At 35.8% G+C, this 23,846-nt stretch carries 21 protein-coding genes and 1 riboswitch; of the genes, 10 read left to right on the top strand and 11 right to left on the bottom strand.

Annotated features, from left to right (window positions below; genetic code table 11):
* The first annotated feature begins 298 nt into the window (after window positions 1-298).
* The 5 genes from ACMA47_RS23540 to ACMA47_RS23560 all read left to right on the top strand — a co-directional run bounded on the left by ACMA47_RS23540 (window position 299) and on the right by ACMA47_RS23560 (window position 3,284).
* On the top strand, window positions 299-850 hold the full coding sequence (locus ACMA47_RS23540; protein ID WP_413931748.1) for a hypothetical protein: 552 nt from the start codon (window positions 299-301) through the stop codon (window positions 848-850).
* Between the two features lie 156 nt (window positions 851-1,006).
* A complete protein-coding gene (locus ACMA47_RS23545; RefSeq protein WP_413931749.1) occupies window positions 1,007-1,399 on the top strand; it encodes a hypothetical protein in 393 nt (130 codons plus the stop codon).
* A 33-nt stretch (window positions 1,400-1,432) separates the two neighbouring features.
* Window positions 1,433-1,768, top strand: a complete 336-nt coding sequence (locus ACMA47_RS23550) for a hypothetical protein (protein ID WP_413931750.1) — start codon at window positions 1,433-1,435, stop codon at window positions 1,766-1,768.
* 48 nt (window positions 1,769-1,816) lie between these two features.
* A complete protein-coding gene (locus ACMA47_RS23555) occupies window positions 1,817-2,455 on the top strand; it encodes a hypothetical protein (RefSeq protein ID WP_413931751.1) in 639 nt (212 codons plus the stop codon).
* 304 nt (window positions 2,456-2,759) lie between these two features.
* Window positions 2,760-3,284, top strand: coding sequence for a thermonuclease family protein (locus tag ACMA47_RS23560; RefSeq protein ID WP_413931752.1), 525 nt, complete (start codon window positions 2,760-2,762; stop codon window positions 3,282-3,284).
* Between the two features lie 153 nt (window positions 3,285-3,437).
* Here ACMA47_RS23560 and ACMA47_RS23565 read toward each other — a convergent pair whose 3' ends face one another.
* The 11 genes from ACMA47_RS23565 to prpB form a co-directional block, all read right to left on the bottom strand.
* A complete protein-coding gene (locus ACMA47_RS23565; protein WP_413931753.1) occupies window positions 3,438-4,262 on the bottom strand; it encodes a 5'-nucleotidase, lipoprotein e(P4) family in 825 nt (274 codons plus the stop codon).
* A gap of 107 nt (window positions 4,263-4,369) precedes the next feature.
* The gene (locus ACMA47_RS23570) at window positions 4,370-5,308 is read right to left on the bottom strand and encodes a hypothetical protein (protein WP_413931754.1); all 939 of its coding nucleotides are present in this window, start codon (window positions 5,306-5,308) and stop codon (window positions 4,370-4,372) included.
* Window positions 5,295-5,942: an epoxyqueuosine reductase QueH gene (locus ACMA47_RS23575; protein WP_413931755.1), complete on the bottom strand. Its 648-nt coding sequence runs from the start codon at window positions 5,940-5,942 to the stop codon at window positions 5,295-5,297. The genes ACMA47_RS23570 and ACMA47_RS23575 overlap by 14 nt, the downstream gene beginning before the upstream one ends.
* Before the next feature lie 9 nt (window positions 5,943-5,951).
* Window positions 5,952-6,734 (bottom strand): enoyl-CoA hydratase/isomerase family protein, encoded by a 783-nt coding sequence (locus tag ACMA47_RS23580; protein WP_413931756.1) that lies wholly within the window; start codon window positions 6,732-6,734, stop codon window positions 5,952-5,954.
* Window positions 6,735-6,736: 2 nt separating this feature from the next.
* Window positions 6,737-7,621, bottom strand: a complete 885-nt coding sequence (gene mmsB / locus ACMA47_RS23585) for a 3-hydroxyisobutyrate dehydrogenase (protein ID WP_413931757.1) — start codon at window positions 7,619-7,621, stop codon at window positions 6,737-6,739.
* Window positions 7,622-7,623: 2 nt separating this feature from the next.
* Window positions 7,624-8,733 carry an enoyl-CoA hydratase/isomerase family protein gene (locus ACMA47_RS23590; protein ID WP_413931758.1) on the bottom strand — a complete coding sequence of 370 codons (1,110 nt, stop codon included), beginning with the start codon at window positions 8,731-8,733 and terminating at the stop codon, window positions 7,624-7,626.
* Window positions 8,734-8,748: 15 nt separating this feature from the next.
* On the bottom strand, window positions 8,749-9,909 hold the full coding sequence (locus tag ACMA47_RS23595) for an acyl-CoA dehydrogenase family protein (RefSeq protein WP_413931759.1): 1,161 nt from the start codon (window positions 9,907-9,909) through the stop codon (window positions 8,749-8,751).
* A gap of 7 nt (window positions 9,910-9,916) precedes the next feature.
* On the bottom strand, window positions 9,917-11,413 hold the full coding sequence (locus ACMA47_RS23600) for a CoA-acylating methylmalonate-semialdehyde dehydrogenase (RefSeq protein WP_413931760.1): 1,497 nt from the start codon (window positions 11,411-11,413) through the stop codon (window positions 9,917-9,919).
* Window positions 11,414-11,480: 67 nt separating this feature from the next.
* Window positions 11,481-12,932 carry a bifunctional 2-methylcitrate dehydratase/aconitate hydratase gene (locus ACMA47_RS23605; protein ID WP_413931761.1) on the bottom strand — a complete coding sequence of 484 codons (1,452 nt, stop codon included), beginning with the start codon at window positions 12,930-12,932 and terminating at the stop codon, window positions 11,481-11,483.
* 33 nt (window positions 12,933-12,965) lie between these two features.
* Window positions 12,966-14,120, bottom strand: a complete 1,155-nt coding sequence (gene prpC, locus ACMA47_RS23610; protein WP_034700194.1) for a 2-methylcitrate synthase — start codon at window positions 14,118-14,120, stop codon at window positions 12,966-12,968.
* Window positions 14,107-15,015 carry a methylisocitrate lyase gene (gene prpB / locus ACMA47_RS23615; protein ID WP_413931762.1) on the bottom strand — a complete coding sequence of 303 codons (909 nt, stop codon included), beginning with the start codon at window positions 15,013-15,015 and terminating at the stop codon, window positions 14,107-14,109. The genes prpC and prpB overlap by 14 nt, the downstream gene beginning before the upstream one ends.
* A 444-nt stretch (window positions 15,016-15,459) precedes the next feature.
* Window positions 15,460-15,653: riboswitch (cobalamin riboswitch) on the bottom strand.
* A 248-nt stretch (window positions 15,654-15,901) separates the two neighbouring features.
* On the opposite strand from prpB, the gene ACMA47_RS23620 reads away from it, so the two are divergent.
* The 5 genes from ACMA47_RS23620 (at window position 15,902) to ACMA47_RS23640 (ending at window position 23,224) form a co-directional block, all read left to right on the top strand.
* The gene (locus ACMA47_RS23620; protein ID WP_413931763.1) at window positions 15,902-16,468 is read left to right on the top strand and encodes a hypothetical protein; all 567 of its coding nucleotides are present in this window, start codon (window positions 15,902-15,904) and stop codon (window positions 16,466-16,468) included.
* A gap of 1,422 nt (window positions 16,469-17,890) precedes the next feature.
* A complete protein-coding gene (locus ACMA47_RS23625) occupies window positions 17,891-19,303 on the top strand; it encodes an N-6 DNA methylase (RefSeq protein WP_413931764.1) in 1,413 nt (470 codons plus the stop codon).
* Window positions 19,296-20,804: a restriction endonuclease subunit S gene (locus ACMA47_RS23630; RefSeq protein WP_413931765.1), complete on the top strand. Its 1,509-nt coding sequence runs from the start codon at window positions 19,296-19,298 to the stop codon at window positions 20,802-20,804. The genes ACMA47_RS23625 and ACMA47_RS23630 overlap by 8 nt, the downstream gene beginning before the upstream one ends.
* Window positions 20,805-20,807: 3 nt before the next feature.
* Window positions 20,808-22,397 (top strand): AAA family ATPase, encoded by a 1,590-nt coding sequence (locus ACMA47_RS23635; RefSeq protein WP_413931766.1) that lies wholly within the window; start codon window positions 20,808-20,810, stop codon window positions 22,395-22,397.
* Window positions 22,394-23,224 carry a hypothetical protein gene (locus ACMA47_RS23640; RefSeq protein ID WP_413931767.1) on the top strand — a complete coding sequence of 277 codons (831 nt, stop codon included), beginning with the start codon at window positions 22,394-22,396 and terminating at the stop codon, window positions 23,222-23,224. The genes ACMA47_RS23635 and ACMA47_RS23640 overlap by 4 nt, the downstream gene beginning before the upstream one ends.
* Window positions 23,225-23,846: the final 622 nt, after the last annotated feature.

Consider the following 23,846-nt stretch of genomic DNA (forward strand, 5'->3'; position numbering starts at 1 on the left):
AGGATTCGAACCTGCGACCTCCTGGTCCCAAACCAGGCGCGATGACCGGACTACGCTACGCCCCGAAGGTGTCATCAATAACGAATTTTACATCGTTTTTAGGGTTGCAAAGTTGCAATTCTTTTTGGAATAAAAAAAGAAAATGAGGTATAATTTTTAATTAATTTTTTATGCATCCTTTTTTATTAACTTTACCCTGTTAATAACCATTGATTTAGCCCGCTTAAAAATGATGAAAGAATTTTCTTTTTTTTTGTTCACAATAAACATTCTTATCCCAAAATATAAAAAAATAGCCTTGAAAACAGAAGCTCGTTTTCTTCTGTTCTTGTGTTTTTTGATGATGATGTACTCTTGCTGTAAGGATCAGGAATTTGTTAATCACACTATTGCAAATACATCACTGAGTTTACCCAAATCAATGGTCGTTAAAAAAGAACGGACTGAAGATTCCCAGGTATATAGCATTAATGCTGGAAATAAGCATATTGGTTATATTTATTATGGTGATTATAAACCTTTCGTGGAAGATAATTATATGGTTACGGTAGAGCCTGAGATTTTTGAGAAGTTTAAGAATAACAGAGAATTGAGAGCTTATTTTTCTGATAATTCTGATAGAGATTACAGAAACGGAATTTATAATGTTAATTATTATTACTACGATACAATCAATAAACACAGAGCTAAGATTATGATGCCGAAAAAAATGAATAAAGGATTTATTGGAATTCATTTTGACAGTGTAGATATTCATCAAAATAAAATGGCCATTATTATCAATGATTTGAATGAAGAGAATAAAGAGTTATTTTTAAAAGTTTTTAAAACTATTAAATTCAATCCGTAAATATCCAATATGCAAAGTTTAGTCTTTATTGTGATGAATGTTTTAATCAATTATACTATCCACGAGAGATATTACATGAAGGTTGGATATGATAAAATTATGAAGTTGATCAGCCCATTTCACCATTAATGTTGATAAAAAATAAATAAAATAAAAGTGACCATTATTCAATTACATATACTTGACTGGTATGATGATATTATAACATCATGGATTTCATTAGAAAATGATTCTTATATTTTTACTTGTGTTCAGAAGGATTTTACAAATGGAGAGAAAATATATTATGGTGTAAAAACAGATGAAAAATCATCTGAACAGATTCAGAATATTATAGAGAAGAAGACTTTTACTAAAAGGGATTGGAGTACCATAAATCGTATTTTTGAAGAGAATAACAAAAGTGATAATGTGTTTTTATTGAGAACAGCATCATTATCCGTGGGTTTGGATATTACTCTTAGCAAAGTAAAAAAATCGGATATCAGAGCTATTAGGTTTCCTGTTGATATTTCAACGCTATATACTTGTCAGGATAAAGATTTGTAAAAAGCAGACAGTTGCTGACTAAAATAAGAATTAGTGAAAGATATATTTGAGTTTAAAATTGTAATTCATGAAGATATGCCGGAGAAGCTGGTAGATTGTTTCATTGCTTTTATTGAAGATCGTTCAGTGTATTGGGGAGGTGGCTGTTCTGATAATCAGATCAATGGAGGATTGTATGCTGATGAGGGTGTAATAATCAATATCAATGATTTTGTGAAAGAATTTGTTGCATTTTTTTTACACCTGGAGATTACGATCCAGGAAATTGAGATTAATATGGAAGACTTTTATTTTTATCGTTTTGATTATGATACTTTTGTTGAAAATTATTCATCACTACCTGTTAATATTGGTTGTTGGGAGCTATAATTACTCCTGCGAAAAATGAAATACCTTCCAAAAAAGCATGAATGTTTTATGAAGAAATATAGAGATATCCATCATTATTACCTTTCAAATTTTTTTAAACACAGTGAATTGAGCTATGATAGCTTCTGGTTGTTTTATAACCATGAAGACGGAATTCAAATGGAAGATTTTTTTCCTGATCAACAGGTTTATTCTTTTTTGTGGGAGTATTCAGATCCGGATATTTTAATAAAAATTGATGAATGGAAAAGAGCTTTCAGAAGAAATAATATTGAGATTGTACAAGAAGCTAAGCTGCATACCCAAAACTACTTGTCAGGAGAACGGAAAGTATATCTGGATTGCTTGGAAACCAGTTTCATAACTGCAGATGAAAAATTTAAAGATCTGACTGCATATGATGCCGGACAACGTTTTGTTCAGATCGTAGGCGATGAAAATATTTCTTTTACTGATATTGATTTAAGTTTCCTGGAATTAACAGATACAGCAGATAAATTTCCGGCGTTAATCAGGATTTTAGATACTGATGGTATTCAGGCGCTCATCTTAAATGGTTACCATCATCGTGGAGAATTCCTTAAAGTCTGCATTATGAAGAGTGGCAAAACTTGCTTAAAAACAACAGAAACTTTGCCCTTACCTATTTTTGAAAATACCTATGTGGCGATGCCATTTAATTGGTAAAACTGCAATTCTGTTGATGACGGTATTTTTGATATTGCTTTTAATTTGTATTAGAAAGTTCGATGCAGTGATCTGAAATAGCCATTTACAGCTAACATTAAAGGAAAAAGAAGCAAGAGTTAAAGCTAATGAGGTCACTAAACATTTAAAATAGAACACTAGTAAATAATAAAACATCCGTTCCGCAAAGTCTCCCGACTTTGAGGTGAAAAAAATCAATTAACTCAATTTAATATTAAAAAAAACCTAGCAAAATGCGAGGTTTTTTCATTAAACAAGCCCCACTAATTCCTATATTTGCCCCATGAAACGATTAATGCTGCTGTATGTACTTTTCCCTGTATTCCTATTCTCACAGACTACCGGAAAAGTGATCAAAATTTCAGACGGAGATACCATTACTTTACTGTTAAAAGGCAATCAACAAAAAAAGATCAGATTAGCCGAAGTCGATTGTCCGGAAAGTGGACAGGCGTTCGGTAAAAATGCAAAACAGTTTACTTCTGCTCAGATTTTTGGGAAAACGGTGAGCTTTGTTGAAACGACTACGGACCGTTATGGAAGATCCATTGCGAAAGTGTATTATGACGATGGAAAATACCTTTCTAAAGAGCTTATCAAAGCAGGATTGGGATGGTGGTATTTTTCCTACTCAAAAGATGCTTCTCTGGGCAAAATTCAGGAAACTGCAAAGCTTAAAAAAGTGGGACTTTGGCAGGATATTAACGCTCTCGCTCCCTGGGACTACCGCAAAATGAAACGCGAGCTTAGAAATAATAAGAAAATCGAAGCAGCTAAGAACGGAACAAAAATAAAAGGAGTCGCATAAATATTTTGACGGAAGTTTGGAGAAAGCAGTCAATTGATTAGTCTCCTAACAACTTTCATCATTTCTTGTCATTCTACTTTATGAAAACATATAAAAAACCTCACAACAATATTGTGAGGTTTTTTGAGCTTGTATCTACAGTTTAGATTTTATTTAAGGATTAGATTTTACAGCATCATACATCATTGAGTTTTTCTGCTGATCCGTGTAATCATATTTGTATTGATAAAAAGAAGATTCCCAGTCTCCATAACCCACGTTGGGAATGATTATGAATTTTTTACCAAAATCATTAGCAGAGTTTTTCACTGCTGAAGAACGCTCTGTTTCCGATTTTTTATCAAATATATCTGAAAAATCAGCAAGATTATCACCTAGCAGCAACACAATATTATAATTTTTAGCAATATCTTTTCTTCGGGTTTCCTTACTGCTTTCTTTGGATCTCAGAATAAGGTTGGCATCGCTTTGAATCGGGAAATTGTATTTTTTTAAATTCTTTAAAGTTCCTTCGCGCTCTTGCTCCACACGGTTGGTTACATAAAATACCTGAATTCCTTTGCTGGCAGCATACTGATAGAATTTCTGAGAACCTGTAAGCGGAGTGGCAATGCCTTTCGCGGTCCATTCTTCCCATGTTTTCTGATCATAATTCTTTCCCACTTTTGAGCGCTCAACAGCGTAATAAGAATTATCTAGAAAGGTCTCATCAATATCAGAAACAATGGCTAAAGGTTTGTCGGGTTTCTGCGATAAAGCTTCATCCAGACGAAGCGTGGCAATATTGTATGCCTGAAGACACAATGCTTCATATTCTGCTGCTCTTTGCTGATAAAAAGCGGCGTATATCTTTCCGTCACGCCCAAGGTTTTGATAAGGTGTGTTGTCTGTAGAAGTCTTTGAAACTGGTGCCGTTGTTGTACACGATATAACCGAGACAAAGAAGCAGCTGGCGATAATGAGATTAAAATTTTTCATAGAATTTGAATAGGAAGAACAAAATTATGACAATTTGATTGGATGACAAGGATTTTATGGAAGTAAAAAAGGAGGCCGGCAATAAGAATAGACCAGCCTCCTACAAATCAAATATATCTTTTAAAATTTTGTCTTTCGACTTTAAATCTTTCTTTTCCCCATTTTGAAAGAGCTGTTTGTAATATTTCCAAGCCATGTTTGAGCTCCAGATAATTATTTAATAAAAAGAGAAGCGCATTCAGTTTTTCAACGGAAATTTTTTTACGGTTTTTGCTTTCAAAAAGATGCTGGGCTCCTCTTCTGGACAAAATAAAATCATTCAGATAGGGGCGATCCGGCTGAATAGGAAATATATTAAGAATACCAAGCAGACTTAAGTACCTGAACTTAATAAGTTTGTTGAAACTGGTTTTAGCATCCATAGACTGATACAGTTTCTGAAATTTATCAGAAGGAAGACTATCTGTTTGTTGGAAGAGGATATGATGGTTTCCAGACTCTTTTATCCAAAATATATATTCATGAAGATCTCGGCATATGATAATAGCTTTGGAATGATTCAATTCAGAATATTTATGATATTCTCCTAATCCTGCCTTTTCCTGTATAATTGACGTTTTTTTTAAAAACCATTCCTGAAAGGCTTCAAAATTATGATGGATATTTTCCCAGTTCCATACGTCATTACTTTCGGTGTTGAAATAGATATTTCTAAGCAGATTCCATTCATGCTTCGGATGTTTTCCGATATAAGAGTATAAAAACAGCAACCAGCAGGCGTTATCTATTTCTCCATTTTGAAAATAGTGAACAACGAATTGTAATGGATTAAAAGATGTGCTTTGATGATCTGAACAGTCCTGATTAATGATATCTGATACTTTTTCTATCTCCTTTATTTCGGTGGAAATTAATGAGCTGAAATATTTCAGTTCTTCTGTATTGTTTCCAATACTGATCGGGTATACATGCTGATGAAATGATCTTAATTTTTGTTCTAATTTTAATTCAGGTTCACAAAGTAATGTGTTTTCATTCTTTTCCATAATATTTTTCGCCCAATTTTATTTTCTCTCTTCCATTTTCTACTCTCCATTTGTTGGTATCTCTTAAAGAATAAGCACATCCACAGTACTCCTGCATATAGAACTCTTCTTCTTTACTGATTTCCAACATTCGTTTTGAACCTCCTTTTTTTCTCCAGTTGTAAGTCCAGTATTGTATTCCTTCATAATGGCTGGCTGCCCTTACACCACAATCGTTAATCTGTTCCATGTTTTTCCATCGGGAAATTCCCAATGAACTGGAAATAATGTCGAATCCATTTTCATAAGCATATAAAGCTGTTCGTTCAAAACGCATATCAAAACACATGGTGCATCGGATTCCTCTTTCAGGCTCCCATTCCATGCCTTTTGCTCTGGCAAACCAATCGTCAACATCATAATCAGCATCCACAAAAGGAATATTATGCTTTTCTGCAAAACGGATATTTTCTTCTTTCCTTAAATCATATTCTTTCTTTGGATGAATATTGGGATTATGGAAAAAAATGGTAAAGTCAATACCCGAAGCAATTATCGCTTCCATTACTTCTCCCGAGCAGGGAGCACAGCAGGAATGCAGCAATAGCTTTTTACCGCCTTCCGGTAATACTAATGTCTCTCTTTCAAAATTCATGGTTGTCTGTTATTCTCCTTTAAAATCCGGATTTCTTTTTTCTATAAATGCACCTATGCCTTCACTGTGATCCTTTGTATCAAACAGTTCTCCGAATAAAACGGCCTCTTGCTGTAAGCCGTCTGTAATATGTAATTCAACACCCGTATTCAAGGATTGTTTTGCTTTTGCTACAGCTACAGGTCCTCTTGAGGCTATTGTTGATGCTAATTTCTGGGCTTCATTCAATAATTCTTCGGGGGCAATTACACGGTTTACAAACCCGAATTCTTTACAAATTTCTGCTGAATAAAATTCACCGGAGAATACCATTTCCCGGGCTTTGTATAGTCCGATAGCTCTCGGTAAACGTTGTGTCCCTCCAAAACAGGGTAATAATCCAAGGGTTACTTCCGGTAATCCGAATTTTGCTTTTTCACTGGCCAGAATAATATCACACGATAAAGCCAGTTCGCAACCGCCACCTAATGCGAAACCATTTACTGCTGCTATTACGGCCAATGGTAATGCTTCAATAGAGTTGAAAGCAGTCTGAGCCATAATAGAAAAATCGGTTGCTTCCTTTGGGGTCATTCCTTGCATTGCTTTGATGTCGGCACCTGCAACAAAAGCTTTTTCTCCGGATCCGGTAATGATTAAAACACGGATGTCTTTATTGGATTGGATTTGCTCTGCAAATGATTTCAGTTCCTTTAAAACGGTTTCATTCAAAGCGTTTAAAGCCTGCGGGCGGTTAATGGTTAAGGTTCCGATATATCCTTCCTGATGGTATAATAGTGTTTCAAAATTCATGATTACTGATGTTTGTTTAAGAATTGAATAATGCTTGAAAAATCGCTTGTGCCATTTCCTGCTTCACTCCAGATCCTGTAAAGGTTTAAAGCAGCATTTCCCAATGGGGTAGAGGTTCTGGTTTCCAGTCCTGCTTCTGCTGCCAGTCCCAAGTCTTTGGTCATTAAATCAACCGCAAAACCTCCCGAGTATTCTCTTGATGAAGGCGCATTTTCCATCACTCCCGGATATGGATTATAGACTTCCAGCGACCAGTTTCTACCGGAACTTTTCTGCATGATTTCACTTAGTATTTTAGGCTCTAATCCGTGACGGACTCCTAGATTGATGGCTTCAGATGTTCCGATCATATGTATCGCAAGCAACATATTATTGCAGATTTTTGCTACCTGTCCCGCTCCGGAATCCCCGGCATGGAAAATATTCTGTCCCATACATTTGAGTATCGGTCTTGCCTTTTCGTAGTCTTTGGTTTTACCGCCAACAATGAAAGTTAATGTTCCTGCCTGTGCTCCTGCTGTACCACCGGAAACGGGTGCGTCGATCATTTTACATCCCTTTGAATCTGCTAATTGAGCAACAGAACGGGCAGTCACAGCATCAATAGTACTGCTGTCGATGATCAATGTATCAGGTTTCAGCTGACTGATAAATTCTTCAGAATAGAGTTCGGCAACATGTTTACCAGACGGAAGCATGGAAATAATGACATCCGCGTCTTTCGCAGCTGCTAGAGCAGAATCAGATATCTGTCCGCCTGCTGAAACCAGTATTTCCAAAGCTGATGAGGAAAGATCAAATCCGGTAACGTGATGACCTTTTTGTACAAGGTTGATGGCCATGGGGCCACCCATATTTCCTAATCCTATGAATGCTATATTTGACATAATTAATCTTTTTTTCCTAAGTTTTTTAATGGATGTTCTTCACGGGACCAAAGCGGAGTAAAATAGCTGTCTACCCATTCTTTGGTTATATCATTTAATGTTACAGGCTGCCACTTTGGAGACAGGTCTTTATCCACCAGTAAAGCTCTTACCCCTTCTGCAAAATCAGGATGAATGCAGCATTGACACGATAAGTTTAACTCGGATTGAAAGACTTCTTCCAAACTTAAATTTTCACCTTCTTTTAATTGTCTGAAGATAATGTGTGCTGAGCTTGGAGAGCCTGCTTTAAAGCTTTTGATTCCTGTATTGATCCATTCATCTTTATCAGGATATTGCAGTAATATTTCTTTAAACTCTTCTAAAGAACCTATTCCTTCAAACTTTTTGATGAATGAATGATGGCTCTGCGCCTGTGACTCGGGAGTATCTGTTTCTTTGGAAATGTTTTCCAGAATTGAGGAAACAGTTTGATGGTTATTTCCATTCCATTGAGCTTGGTTAAGAGCACTCAATAATGTTTCTTTTGAATTTGAAGAGATGTAATAATCTGCCAATCCTAAGAATTTGCAATCGGCTCCGTCTAATCTTGCCCCTGTTAATCCTAGATAAACCCCATAAGCGGAAGGCATTTTGTTTAAAAACCATGTGCCGCCAACATCCGGATATAAACCGATGGTAATTTCAGGCATTGCCAGCTTACTTCTTTCGGTCACAATACGGTGGGATGCTCCAACCATAATTCCTATTCCGCCACCCATTACAATTCCGTGTCCCCAGACAATAATGGGTTTCGGATAAGTATGAATAGCATAATCTACCTGATATTCTTTGAAAAAGAAATCGAAACACGGCTGAGGTACTTGTGTTCCGTCAACACTTTGCTGTTCGATTATAGCATCGTGCAGTTTTCTTACATCTCCTCCGGCACAAAGAGCTTTTTCACCGGCTCCCTGAATAAAGAGACAGACTACTTCATCAGATGTTTTCCAGTTTTCCAAAACAGCTTTCAATTCTTCAATCATTTCTAATGAAAGCGAATTGAGCGTTTTTTCGGAATTCAGGGTGATGATCCCGACTTTATTTTTTATTTCTGTTAGTACTAAACTCATTTTTAATCTTTTGAATTAACGGATTTGTATCATGGCTCCTTCTTCTAAAATCTTTCTTGAAATCACCAGTTTCATAATTTCGTTGGTTCCTTCTACCACCTGATGCACTCTGGCATCCCGCATAAGACGTTCCACCGGAAAATCCTGTGTACATCCATATCCACCCAGTATTTGTAATGCTTCGTTGCAGATATTAAAACACATATCGGTTGCCAGACGTTTTGCCATGGCGCAGTAAGTCGTAGCATTGGTGTCTCTGGAATCTAATTTGAAAGCAGCTAAATGAACCATCTGACGGGCTGCCACCAGTTCTGTTGCCATATCAGCAATTTTAAACTGCAGTGATTGAAACTGAGCCAGTGATTTTCCAAACTGAAGTCTTTCATGCATATATTTTCGGGCTTGGTTAATGGCTCCCTGTGCTGCTCCTACGGAACATGTTCCGATGTTGATGCGGCCACCATCCAGACCTTTCAATGCTATTTTAAATCCTTGGCCCAATTCACCTAAAAGATATTTCTCATCAACTTCCACATGATCAAAGAAAACAAAGCGTGTAGGCTGGGTATTCCATCCTAATTTTTTTTCTTTTTCTCCAAAACTGATTCCTTTAGAATTGGCAGGTACTACAAATGCACTGATTCCTTTAGGACCAGAATCTCCCGTACGGGCCATTACAATAAGGATATCACTTTCGCCTGCTCCGGAGATGAATGCTTTCGTCCCGTTAATACTATATTTGTTGCCTTTTTTTATTGCCGTAGTTTTTAAAGCTGCTGCATCTGAACCGGAACCCGGCTCTGTAAGACAATAAGAACCTAATAATGTGCCTGATGACAAATCCGGACATAGTTGTTTCCTGATCTCTTCATTCCCAAATTCATCAATCATCCATGAGACCATATTGTGTATGGTAATGTAGGCGGTAGTAGAAGGACAGGCTGCTGCCAGTTCTTCAAATATAATGGTGGCATCTAATCGCGATAATCCCAGACCTCCGGCATTTTCGCTGGTGTACACACCGCAAAAACCCAGTTCTCCGGCTTTGGCAATAGCTTCTCTCGGAAATATCTTCTGAGCATCCCATTCCGAAGCATAAGGTGCCAGCTCTTTATCGGCGAATCTTCTTGCGGCATCCTGAAACGCCAATTGATCTTGATTTAGGTTGAATTCCATAGACAACTTATTTTAAACTGATGGTCATATTCAGGTCGCCTGCGGGAATGTCTTCCTCAAACCAACGGGCTGTAATCGTTTTGGTTTCTGTATAAAAACGGACTCCTTGTTTTCCGTAAGAATGCAGATCGCCAAAGAATGATTTTCTCCATCCTGTAAAAGAGAAGAACGGTAATGGAACAGGAATAGGAAGGTTTACTCCAATTTGTCCCACTTCAATTTCATGTTGAAACTTTCTGGCGGCTGCTCCTGAGTTGGTAAAGATGGAGGTTCCGTTGCCATAAGGGTTTGCATTGATGATTTTAATGGCTTCATCCAGTGTTTCTGCCTTTAATAATAATAAAGCAGGTCCGAAAATTTCTTCTTTGTAAATATCCATATCCGTAGATACGTTATTGAATAAGGTGGCACCCACAAAGTGTCCGTTTTCATAGCCTTCTACTGTACAGTTGCTGCCATCCAGCAATACCTCAGCTCCCTGATCATAAGCACTTTTAATCAATCTTACAACCTTGTCTTTTGATTGCTTGTTGATTAAAGGACCAAAAGCTGCTGAATCATCAGACCAAACTCCAGGTTTAATCGTGCTTAAAGCTTTTTTGATATCATCCACCCAATTTTGAGCTTCACCTACCAAAACAGCTACACTGATTGCCATACAACGTTGTCCGGCCGCTCCGCAGGAAGCTCCTACAAGATTGTTGATGACCTGTTCTTTATTGGCATCCGGCATGACTACCATGTGATTTTTTGCTCCTCCAAATGCCTGAACTCTTTTCAGATTATCAGTTCCAGTGCGGTAAACATGTTCTGCAACGGGAACTGAACCTACAAATGAAATGGCTTTGATTTCCGGATGATTCAGAATGTGATTGACCTGGTCTTTGGATCCGTGAACAATATTCAGAACTCCTTTAGGAAAACCTGCTTCTAAAAATAACTCTGCCATTTTCATAGAGGTCATCGGAGTTTGTTCCGAAGGTTTTAAAATAAAAGTGTTTCCGCAGGCAATGGCCATTGGGAACATCCATAGAGGAATCATTGCGGGAAAGTTGAATGGGGTAATTCCTGCACAGACGCCAAGGGGTTGGATGTAGCTGTAGGTATCAACACCTCTCGCCACATTTTCTACCGTTTCTCCCATCATGAGTGTCGGAATGTTGCAGGCATGTTCTACCACTTCAATGCCGCGCCATATATCTCCCATGGCATCAGGGAATGTTTTTCCATTTTCTTTGGAAAGGATTTCGGCAATTTCTTTTTGATTTTCTTTTAAAAGCTGCTGGTATTTCAGAAAAAATCTTGCTCTTTCCGGGGTCGCTACTTCTTTCCATGTTTTGAAAGCTTCTTTAGCAGCTTCTATCGCCTGATCTATTTCAGATAATTCTGTTAATGGGACTTCTGCAAGAATTTCCTGAGTAGCAGGATTTTCTACAGGAAGATGCTGTGCCGCTTTACTTTCTATAAAATCTCCGTTGATTAATATTTTTACTTTTTGTGACATGATTTTTAGATTGAGAGTGAAAAACTGAGAGTGAATTTGTATTTTTCACTCTCAACTTCTTATTAGATTATATTACCAGCAGATCAACAAACTCGTTGACATCCAGATTAACAAGGGTATCGTATGCTAACGATTTTTCTAATACAATTCTCTGTTGTTTTTCCGGGAAAATTCTGGCAAGATTTACTTTGTATTTCTTGATCAGTTCAGGAATTCCTTCTTCTCTTCTGCGTTTGTGACCGATTGGATATTCTACAACGATTTCTTCCAGCACGGTTCCGTTGTTTAATTCTACCGTTAAAGCATTGGCAATGGAACGTTTTTCAGGATCATGATAATCTGTGGTGAACTGTACGTCTTCCACACACTCAATTTTATCACGAAGGATGTCAATTCTTGGATCTGATGCTATATTATCTTCATAGTCTGCAGCAGTAAGTCTTCCGAAGATCAATGGAACAGCTACCATGTACTGAATAGCGTGATCACGGTCAGCAGGATTGTTTAAAGGACCTTTTTTATCAATGATACGGATGCAGGCTTCGTGGGTACGGATGGTTATTTTCTTGATATCTTCAGCAGATTTTCCTGATTTTTTTAACTGATGATGTAAAGTCATAGCGGCTTCTACAGCTGTCTGAGAGTGGAATTCTGCAGGGAAAGAAATTTTAAACAAAACATTTTCCATAACATAAGAACCATACTCTCTCTGGAATTTGAATTCATTTCCTTTGAAAGATACATCATAGAATCCCCATGTTTTTGCGGTTAGTACGGATGGATAACCCATTTCGCCTGTCTGCGCAATTAATGCCAGACGTACAGCTCTTGAAGTGGCATCTCCTGCAGCCCATGATTTGCGGCTTCCTGTATTAGGCGCGTGACGGTATGTTCTTAAAGACTGTCCATCAACAAATGCTAGAGAAACGGCATTGATCAGCTCATCACGCGTTAAACCGATCAGTTTTCCTACAACGGCTGTAGAGGCTAGTTTCACCAATAAAACATGGTCTAAACCTACTTTGTTAAATGAGTTTTCTAATGCAATTACGCCCTGTATTTCGTGAGCCATAATCATTGCTTCCAGAACCTGCTTCATTTTCAGCGGAGCTTTTCCTTCTGCAATATTTGTTCTTGAAAGCCAGTCAGCGGTTGCTAAAATTCCGCCCAGGTTATCTGAAGGATGTCCCCATTCAGCGGCTAACCAGGTATCATTGAAATCCAGCCATCGGATAATTGCTCCAATGTTGAAAGCAGCCTGTACCGGATCCAGCTGAAACTGTGTACCAGGAACTTTAGCTCCATTCGGAACAACAGTACCTTTTACGATAGGTCCTAAAAGTTTGGTGCATGCAGGATAAGTCAGTGCTTCCAATCCGCATCCGATCGTGTCTAATAAACAGTAGTGTGCTGTTTTCCAGGCTAAATCGTTTTTGATTTCATAGCTTAATACATAATCTGCAATATCTGTTAATACCTGATCCGGTTGTGGTCTTTCGTTTGAAATGTGTGATGACATCTTTATTTTTTAGTTTAATTATGAATTGATTTTTTATTTTCTGTTTTCGATGTTGACAAAGTCTTTATTTTCAGGGCCTGTATAATTGGCACTTGGGCGGATAATTTTTCCATCCTGTCTTTGTTCGATAATGTGGGCACTCCATCCTGTGACTCTGGAGATAACGAATAACGGAGTGAACATCAATGTGGGAACTCCCATCAGATGATAAGATACCGCAGAGAACCAGTCCAGATTAGGGAACATTTTCTTTTCTTCCCACATCACAGTTTCCAGTCTTTCGGCAATATTATACAACAGCATGTCTCCGGCTTCTTCAGAAAGTTCTTTGGCTACTTTTTTTATGACTACGTTTCTTGGATCCGATATGGTATAAACAGGATGTCCGAATCCAATAATTACTTCCTTATTGGCAATACGTTTTCTGATATCTTCTTCTGCTTCATCAGGAGAATTGTAGCGACTTTGGATTTCGAAAGCCACTTCATTGGCTCCTCCGTGTTTTGGACCTCTCAAAGCACCGATAGCTCCTGTAATACAAGAATAAAAGTCAGATGAGGTTCCGGCAATCACACGGGCCGTGAATGTAGATGCATTAAACTCATGTTCGGCATACAGATTAAGAGATATTTCCATTGCTTTTACCCAGGAATCTGGTGCTTTTTTACCATGTAGAAGGTGAAGAAAATGTCCGCCAATAGTATCATCATCAGTCTCTACATTGATCTCTTTGCCGTTGTGCGTATAGTGATACCAGTATAAAAGACCTGAACTGAATGAGGCTAGTAATTTGTCGGCAATATCTCTTGCTCCAGCCACATTGTGGTCATCTTTTTCAGGTTGAATACTTCCAATCGCTGAAACCATTGAACGCATCACGTCCATGGGATGCGCTGCCGCCGGAATACTTTTTAAGATATTTCTTACAGAGTGGGGAAGTCCTCTCAGTGATTTTAATTTTGCTTTATAGTTTTTGAGTTGAGCTTCGGTTGGCAGCTGACCATAAATCAGAAGATAGGCTACTTCTTCAAATTGTGCTCTTTCTGCAAGATCCAAAATATCATAACCTCTATAATGAAGGTCATTTCCACTTTTTCCTACACTGCAGAGAGCGGTATTGCCTGCTGTTACTCCGGAAAGAGCTACACTTTTTTTAGGTTTAAATGTTGGTTCGCTATTCGTTGACATGAGTATTTTGTTTAAAAAGGTTATCTAATTTTTGTTCATAATCATAGTAGCCGATGCTCTGGTAGAGCTCTTCTCTGGTCTGCATTGTGTCCAGTACATGAGCTTGTGTTCCATCCTGACGGATATGCTGGTATACATTCTGCGCTGCTTTATTGGCTGCTCTGAAGGCAGAAAGAGGGTAGAGGATAAGTCCTATACCTGCGTTTTTCAGTTCTTCAACAGTGTACATTTTGATCATCCCAAACTCAGTGATATTCGCCAATACAGGGATTCCGGCAGCATCAACAAATTTTTGATAAAAGCTTAAATCGGGTACCGCTTCGGCAAAAATGAAATCTGCACCAGCTTCTTTATACGCAATGGCTCTTTCTAATGTTTTTTCCAGTCCTTCATTTGCAAAAGCATCTGTTCGGGCTCCAATCACAAAATTTTCATCGGTACGGGCATCTGCAGCTGCTTTAAGTCTGTCTACCATTTCCTCTTTGCTTACGATTTCCTTTCCAGGGCGGTGTCCGCAACGTTTTGCACCTACCTGATCCTCAATATGAATGGCTGCTGCACCAGCTTTGATTAATGATTTTATCGTTCGGGCAACATTAAAGGCAGAAGGTCCAAATCCTGTGTCGATATCTACCAAAAGAGGTAAATCACAAATATTAGTAATACGCTGAACATCTATGAGTACATCATCCAGGGTAGTAATCCCTAAATCAGGAATTCCTAAAGATCCTGCAGCAACACCTCCTCCTGAAAGATAGATTGCATTAAAACCTGCCTGCTGTGCCAATAATGCATGATTGGCATTGATGGCTCCCACAATCTGGAGGGGATTTTCTTTTTCCATTGCCTCCCGGAATTTTAGGCCGGGGGATTTCCAGTTTTCATTTTTGATCATTTTAATATGTATTGTTGAGTTGAAATTTGTTTATCAGTGAAGAAGCCAGGAATCTGTAAAGACACAGCTTTTGAGTAAAAAAGAAAAGATGGGGAATAAGTTGAGAAATCTTACTATCCTGCAGCCGGTGAGAACTTTGAGAAAATCTGCTTGTACAGGTCTGTAAAATAAACCTGTTACGACTCCACGAATAATTAAGATTGCTTTGGTACACCATTACTTTTTACATTGATTAAATCCTATAAAAAGTTCTCAGTAAACTTCGCGGTGCTTTATGAAGAAAGAAAAATTACGGAAAGGGGATACGAATGAGCCACAGAATCATGAGAAGTACCCAATGTACACTCATATCTATCTCAAAAAAATAACATAGATTGATAAACTGTTTTATCACACTATATCCATATCGTATCATACCTGACTGTAAGCTTCAAATCGCGAAAGCATCGTCAATACGAAATAGGCAGGTCTCCTGACTTGTAACGGTTTTTATCATCCTTCCCATATGAAAAATATACAGTGGATATCAATTGATAAAAACTTTTTGTTTGTTACTTACAGTTGCGCGACAGTTCGTGATTTACACACGATTCCCTTTTAATACACAGCTAAGTGTAACCAGTTTCGGTTGATAAAGAAGGTTTTAAGAACTCCTTGGTGGTAAATATAAGTATTTTATAATAACGAAAAAGATATTTTATGTAATCAATAGCTTTTTTACTGTAATCTATTGGAAATGCTTGAGTTGTAAGGTGTGTTTTAGAAGAAAAACGGATTGTTTATGTTGTTAAATTAATATAAAAGATAACCGAAAAATTAAAGATAGTTAATAAATTTACCGTTCTTCTTTCATTTTATGAATTTTATTAATCATATATAATTGATCATGGTAGACATTGCAGAATTTAAACAAAACCTGGGTTTGAGGGAAGTTCCTGTAGAGCTTGAAAAACTGATTTACTTCCAGAATACTATTTCCTCGTTTGAAAATTATTCGCAGGGTTTTGGTGTGTTAATCGACGATAAGTCCGGATTGAAAAGCTGGAGTGATGACGAAAATTTTTTGAATAGCATGTTGCCTTTTGCTCAGGCTAATGGTTCCGGTTCATTCTATGCCATCTGGAATAATGGAACGGATCAGCCTTTGAATAAAATGCCTGTTGTGGTTTTTGGAGATGAAGGTGGAGTTCATATTGTCGCTGAAAATAGTATACAGCTTTTACATTTGCTCACTTTTGACACTGAGATTTCAGTAGACTTTGATGAAGCTTATTTTTATAGAGAGGAAGAGGATTATGAAGAGAGTCCGGATTTAAATGAATATTTGAGGTGGATGAAAGGAGATTACGGTGTAAGCCAGATTGAAGAACCTGATGTGTTGATTCAAAATGCTCAGGCTCAATATAAAGAAAGTTTTGATCTATGGTTTGGGCAATACTTTGAAGATCATTAATCTTGTATTAATAACTTCTCTGTAGAAGATTTTATTTTTGGCAGGTGAAGTCTGTAGACAACAAAAAACCTCACAATAAAAATTGTGAGGTTTTTTTGAGCGCGAAAGGATTCGAACCTTTGACCGTCCCGATTGAAATCGGGATGCTCTATCCGGTCTGCTTTATCAATGATTTTTTAAGTAATGAATAAAAACAAAAAAGACTTACTAAAAATAGTAAGTCTTTATGTGAACTTGGAAGGATTATCATTGAACCGTCTAGTAGAAGATTTGAATTGGATTTTGAGATTAAATATTTGATTATGAGTGTTTTGAATAATTGTTTGAACAATTCGAATCCTTTTGAGATATGTTCATGGGAGAGATTTTTCGAACTTTTATTAGAGAATTTTAGAGGGTTTGTTTTTAAAAATATTGGTTTTCAGTATTTTATAATTAATAATTCAAGTTCGAATCCTATTGCCATATTGATTTTTATTAAGTTTTCGGACTTTTTATAACGGCAAAATAGGTTTTTTTTATATTGGGGTTGATAATAAATCAACTCCAATTTAGTTTATAAAAAGGAATGTGTTTTTATATATTTTAATCATAATGTTGACGTCAATTATAAGTTTTATAATTTCATTTTTTTCACATGAAAGGAAGGGAAACTAACTTATTTTGTTTTTAACCCTGTTAGCGCTGTTTTCCGACTGTTGTCTAATCGCTTTGCCACGATTCTGCCACACTCTACCTTTATGCGCTCCAAACTGAGTTTTTTATGTCTCGGTGGAAAGAGAGGGATTCGAACCACCTCTTTCAAATAACTTTAAACCTAATTTTTAAAGGTGTTTTTAATTTGCTGCCACGAATTTGCCATTAAATTATATTGACAAAATCACAGAGATAACTATTCTATAACGACCTCAAAGAACGACCATAAATTTTCAAGGTCAAATATACGAATTTAATAATTGTAGCTATTTGCAACCTGTTTTATTTCCTTAGATTAATCATAATGGGATAATTTATGGATAAAAAGGAGCTATATCCGAGCTTATTTTTTAAATTGTTAGCGTACAAGGGGGCAATAGAGCTTTTAAATATGCGGAAGTCAAAAGAAAAACTAAGTTGTCATATACATCAATTTAATCTATATTTAAGTATCAGAGTAAGTCAAATAGTCTTGATATTGTATTAGCGATAGGAAATTATCTGTGATTAGTAGTGGGAAAAAAGTGTGAGCTTGAGCTTCTTACTTAATATAATGATCCAATATTAGATAAAAATATATTGTTTGAAATTTCCTACCTAAGTATGTTTGATTATTAATTTAATCAGTAAAGTGGTACTCTAAAATAGTTTTGGGCCTATACATGAAAAGAATGCTCTATGGTTTTTTTTCATTTGAAGAATATTAAAAAGTATTAAATTTGCGTAATGTCAAATGTAAATAGTATTATAAAAACAATTCGCGATTTGATGCGAAGGGATAGCGGAGTTGATGGGGACGCACAGCGTATTTCTCAGCTTGTATGGATGTTGTTTTTAAAAATTTTTTCTGATAAAGAAAGATATTGGTTAAAAAAGCATATTGATTACAATAGTCCACTGCCTTTAAAATATAAATGGACTAATTGGGTTAATAATGATAATTTTTCTGCAGACGAGTTAATAAACTTTGTCAATGATGACTTGTTTCCCACTTTAAAAAATCTAAAACAAAATGATGAACAAGCGCAGATCATAAGATCAGTTTTTGGAGATACATATAACTTCATGAGGAATGGCTTATTGCTAAAGCAAGTAGCAACTGAAATAGACAAAATCGACTTTTCTTCCGCTAATGATGCTCATATATTTAATGAGATTTATGAAACAATCCTTAAAGAGTTACAGAATGCAGGTACTTCAGGAGAGTTCTATACTCCTAGAGCCTTGACTCAATTCATGGTGGATATGTTGGATCCTCAGTATAATGAAAAGGTTTTGGATCCGGCATGTGGAACCGGTGGATTTTTAACCTGTACAATAGAGAATTTGAAAAAGAATGTAGCAGATATTGACTATAAAATTATTCAAAGAACTATTTTAGGAGTTGAGAAAAAGCCCCTACCTCATCTTCTATGTACAACTAACTTAATTCTTCATGGCATTGAAGCACCTCAAATATTTAGAGGTAATTATTTAGCAAAAAGTTTCGACGAGTGGCGAGAGGAGGATCATGTTGATAAGATTTTGTCTAACCCTCCATTTGGCGGATTAGAGGAAGATGGTACTGAAAAGAATTTTCCGATTGAATTTAGAACCAAAGAAACAGCTGATCTTTTTGTATTACTAATAATTGAATTATTAAAAGAAGGCGGCTCAGCAGCTATTATTCTGCCAGATAATTTCTTGTTTGGAGAAGGTGTAAGGACTAGATTAAAAGAAAAGTTATTGACAGAGTGTAACTTGCATACTATCGTAAGACTACCTAAGGGTGTATTTAGCCCCTATACTAGTGTAAAAACTAATCTTTTGTTTTTTCAAAAAGGAAGCCCTACAAAGGAGATTTGGTATTATGAGCATCAATTTCCAGAAGGACAAAGTAGTTATTCTAAGTCCAAACCAATTGTAATTGAGGATTTTGAAGCAGAAATGAAATGGTGGAACAACAGAATTGAAAGTGATAATTCTTGGAAAGTAATGATAGATGATATTATTAAGAGGGGCTATGATCTTGATATCTCAAGTCCTTACTTCGAAGAAAAGGAATATGTTTCCAGTGATGAATTGAGAACAAGACTGGAGAAATCTTTTAAAAAGAGTGAAGAACTTCTAAATCTATTAAAATTGGAATTTAATGATTAAAGGGACGGTTTATAATCTTGAAGAGATTTTAGTAGAATCGAAGCTTGAAGTTAAAGTAGCGAATCCTCAGAAAAGAATTCGAGTAAAATTAAACTTAGGAGGAGTCGAAAAACGGCCGGAACTAAAGGAGAAGGAGGGGGCAACAAAATATTTTGTCCGCAAAGCTGGTCAGTTTATTTATGGAAAGCAAAATTTGCATAAAGGAGCTTTTGGAATAATTCCAAACGAATTGGATGGCTATGAGTCAAGTGGAGATCTTCCTGCATTCGATGTTTTAGATAAATGTCTTCCTGAATGGATTTTTTATTTTTTTATTCAGAATAACCTATATGTAAAATTGGAGATTCTAGCAAAGGGTATAGGATCTAAACGTATACAGCCAAGCCAATTATTTAAATTGAAAATAAATATTCCAGAAAAGGAATATCAACGAAGACTTATAGATAAGATTAAAGTTTTAGAAAGTGATATCCAAAGAATTAAAGCTGAACTTAACAAACAGCTTGAAATTGCAGCTAATTTAAAGCAATCTTTTCTAATGGAGGCATTTAGTGGTCTTCATACTAAGAATTGGAGAGAAAAAAATGGATATTTAGGTTCTTCTAGTGAAAATATTAGTTTAGATGATTCTCATTTTTCGATTCCAAGTACATGGGAAGAGAAATTAATTGGAGAATATGTAATTTGTGAACGTGGCCGGTTTTCTGCCAGACCGAGGAATGATCCCAAATTTTTCAACGGTAAAATACCTTTTATTCAAATTGGAGATCTTCCAAATGACGGAGGCTTTATAAGAAATCACAATCAAACTCTTAATGAGGCAGGTTTGAAAGTAAGTAAATTATTTCCTGTTGGAACTATCGTAATCGCAATAGTTGGGGCAACAATAGGGAATACAGGGATTCTTACCTATGAAACTGCATTCCCAGATAGTATGATAGGAATTAAACCCCAGAATCATTTTGACAGTCACTATCTCGAATATTACCTAAGATTCAATAAAGATAATTTGCGTACCTTAAGTTATAGTGGAGGTGGGCAACCCAATATCAAATTGGCAACGATTAACTCAATTAAAATTAATGTACCTCCCTTAGAGGAACAGCGAATAATTTCTGCGAAAATTTCGAAAGTATTTTCATCTATTGAGCAGTTTGAAAGCGAAGTGCGGCAGAGTTTTATAGCTTTGGAAAAGCTATTTTCTGCAGAAATTTCTAAGTATTGGTTTGATAATAAAATCATGGTAAATATGGCAAATAATCAAAGCTCGGTTTCATTTTTTAAAGAAATTGAAAAAGCAGACAAGAAATTTATAAATGATGAAACTAATACTGAAATTTTAGAACTCTTAAAAACTCATGGCAAGATGCCTGCTTTAACTGTTTTAAGACAAAGTAAGTTTAAAGATAATATTGATGACTTTTATACTAACATAAAGTATTTGATAGAGGAAATAAAAGTTATAAAAGAATCTGAAAAAGGATATTTAGAATTAATTTAGACAATGAGAATAGAAAGTGTAAAGATAGATGGCTTTAAAAATCTAAAGAAATTTTCGATTTCTTTAGATAAAACTAAAATGCACTCTGTATTAATAGGACAAAATGCTGCTGGTAAATCAAATTTTATAGAGGCACTTGTAATAATTTTCAGAGATTTAGACTTAAATGATAAAACTCATCCTGAATTTGACTTCGATATAAATTATCATTGTACAGATTTCCATATACGAATAATAGGTAATTCTCTCAAGGAATTTGCCCATGAACTTCCTTTTATTGAGCAACAAAAAGTGGGTTTTACATTTTTTGTAAATAATGAAAAGATCACAAAAACAGATTTTTATAGAAATAAAAGTAACTTTCTTCCCAAGCATGTGTTTTCTTACTATTCTGGGATAAGCAACAGACTTGAGGAACATTTTGATATACATCAAAGAAGATTTTTAAAGGACTTATTGGACGGAGTTGATGACCCCATGCGTCCGTTATTTTATGCTCGGCATATACATAGTCATTTCGTTTTAATGGCATTTTATGGCTTTCCTGAATTTAAAACCAAACAATTCCTAAAAAAATATTTAAGTATTTTAGGACTGGAATCGATCCTTTTTGTTTTGAAAAATCCTTATTGGTTTAAAGGAAAATCTATAAAGGGTGGGGATCCGAAATTTTGGTATGCAAAAGGTGTTGTAAAGGACTTTTTAAATGACCTCTGGGATGCTTCTGTTGCTCCTATTCCCATTAATGAAAAAGTACGTGAAGATTTTCATAAGAATCCAGATCAGGAACATATCTATTTGTACATCTCTAATGAAGAAAAGCTTGCCGCTTTAGCCAACAAATATGGTTCAAATGCAAATTTTTTTAAAATGCTTGAAAGTACATATATTTCGGATCTTATTCATGAAGTCAGAGTTAAAGTGATTAAGGAAAATGTAGAAGGGCATATTACGTTTAAAGAATTAAGTGAAGGAGAGCAGCAGCTCTTAACAGTTTTAGGTTTGATGCGTTTTACAAAAGAATCTGATACCCTATTCTTGTTAGATGAGCCAGATACACATTTAAATCCATTGTGGAAATGGTCTTATATTGACTTAATGGAAGAGGTTGTTGATAAAGATAATTCTAGTCAAGTTATAATGACTACTCATGATCCCTTAGTTATAGGAAGTTTGACAAAAAGTGAAGTTAGAATTTTTCAAAGTAAGAACCAACAATTGGAGGTCATCGAACCATCATTTGATCCATTAGGATTAGGAGTTGAAGGGGTGTTAACTAGCGAATTTTTTAACCTCCCAACATCGTTAGCACCAGAAATAGCTAAATCAATAGAAGATCAAAACGACCTTATCCTTAAAAGAAATCTTAAAGGATTAACAGCTAAGGAAAAACAAAAGTTGTTTGAGTTAAATAATTATTTGGATGAAATAGGTGTTTTTCAAAAATCTATTGATCCACTTTATGATGACTTCTTAAAAGCATATGAGAAATTAAATACAAATGTAATTCTACCGACTAATGCTGCGGAAAGGGAAAAGAAAGAAGAGCAGGTATTGAAAGTTTTGATGGATTTAAAAAATAAGAACAAATGAGATTTGTTGACTTAAACAGGCTTAAGATTCCTGATAAATGGTTAGAAAAAGCAGTTAAATTGCAAAAAGAAATTGATGCTTTAATTACAATGGAAGACAAACTTGCTCATATTGATAAAAACGAAATATGGCAAGATAGATCCCTCTTTAACGCGTTTAGTCAAGTTATGGACGGCAAGTGCTGGTATTCGGAAGCAAAAGAACTAATGTCAGATCGTGATATCGATCATTTTAGGCCGAAAAAGAAGGCAAAGAATATGGATGATGTTGAAAGAGATGGCTATTGGTTTCTCGCTTATGATTGGGAAAATTATCGTTTTAGTAGTATCTATTCAAATCGCTTGAGAAAAGATAAGGAGATTGAAAAAGGAACTTCTAAAGGTAAAGGAATATTTTTTCCACTAAAATCTGGCACATTTGCTGCAACAAACAAAAAGAAAATTGTTGATGAAAGACCATATCTTTTGGATCCCACAATTAAATATGACGCGTCATTAATATCTTTTAATAGTTTTGGTAAGGTAACACCGAATGTACCAAAGAAATTTGTGTGGGAAAGAGAAAGGGTTCGCGCTTCGGTAGATTATTTTCATCTTGACCATAGTATTTTAAAGAGAGCGAGAAAAACCAAATGGGCGGCTTGTCAAAGAAATATCGACAAGATAGTAGAGTTGTGTTGTCAGGAGGAGCGTACCTTTCAAGATGATAATACAATTGAATTTTTACAGAATCAACTTATAGAATGGGCTAATGAAAAAGAATTATTATCTGGTGTAACTATAGCGTGTTTAAATAAAAATAATCTTTCAAGCATTTTAACAATATAAATATTTATAAATGATATAATAGATAGATTCAGATCTAAGCGCCGTATTAGTGGCCCGTGGTTGGCTCAGAATTTAAATGAAAATAGGTTCTGATCTCTACACAGATCCGAACCATCCTCTTCAGAATAGCATAAAATCAACTATTTTAGAACCATTTTTAGAACTTGCCAATACTGAAAAGATTGAAAGGAAAAGCCCGCCCCAAGGGGACGCCCTAATGATTGGAAAACTTACCTCTATACCTTGACATAAATAATTACTAAAAATTTTACTTTACGGATTACCATAAAAGTACATTCTTATTTTTTTGAAATTAGTGGCATGAAATGCCAGTTACAGAACTTTATAATCCTAATGATCATTGATGCCTTGAAACACAGTTCTTCCGGAATTGGGATTCGCATTAGCCATGAAATCAGAATAACTTGCGGTCCTGATAAGAGCTGGATCGAATTTTGGCGTAAAGTTGGTAAGCCGGTGAATGTCTTTGATTTTTTAACATGGGATTGCACATTGACAGGTATAATACGCAACGTACATATGCACTTCAAAAATAAACGGATTATCGTTACTTAAAGTTAATACCTTTTACAGATGAAAAAGGGTGTGCTGAGGCTAATCG

This window comes from Chryseobacterium sp. T20 (assembly GCF_047345655.1).
Taxonomy (GTDB): domain Bacteria; phylum Bacteroidota; class Bacteroidia; order Flavobacteriales; family Weeksellaceae; genus Chryseobacterium.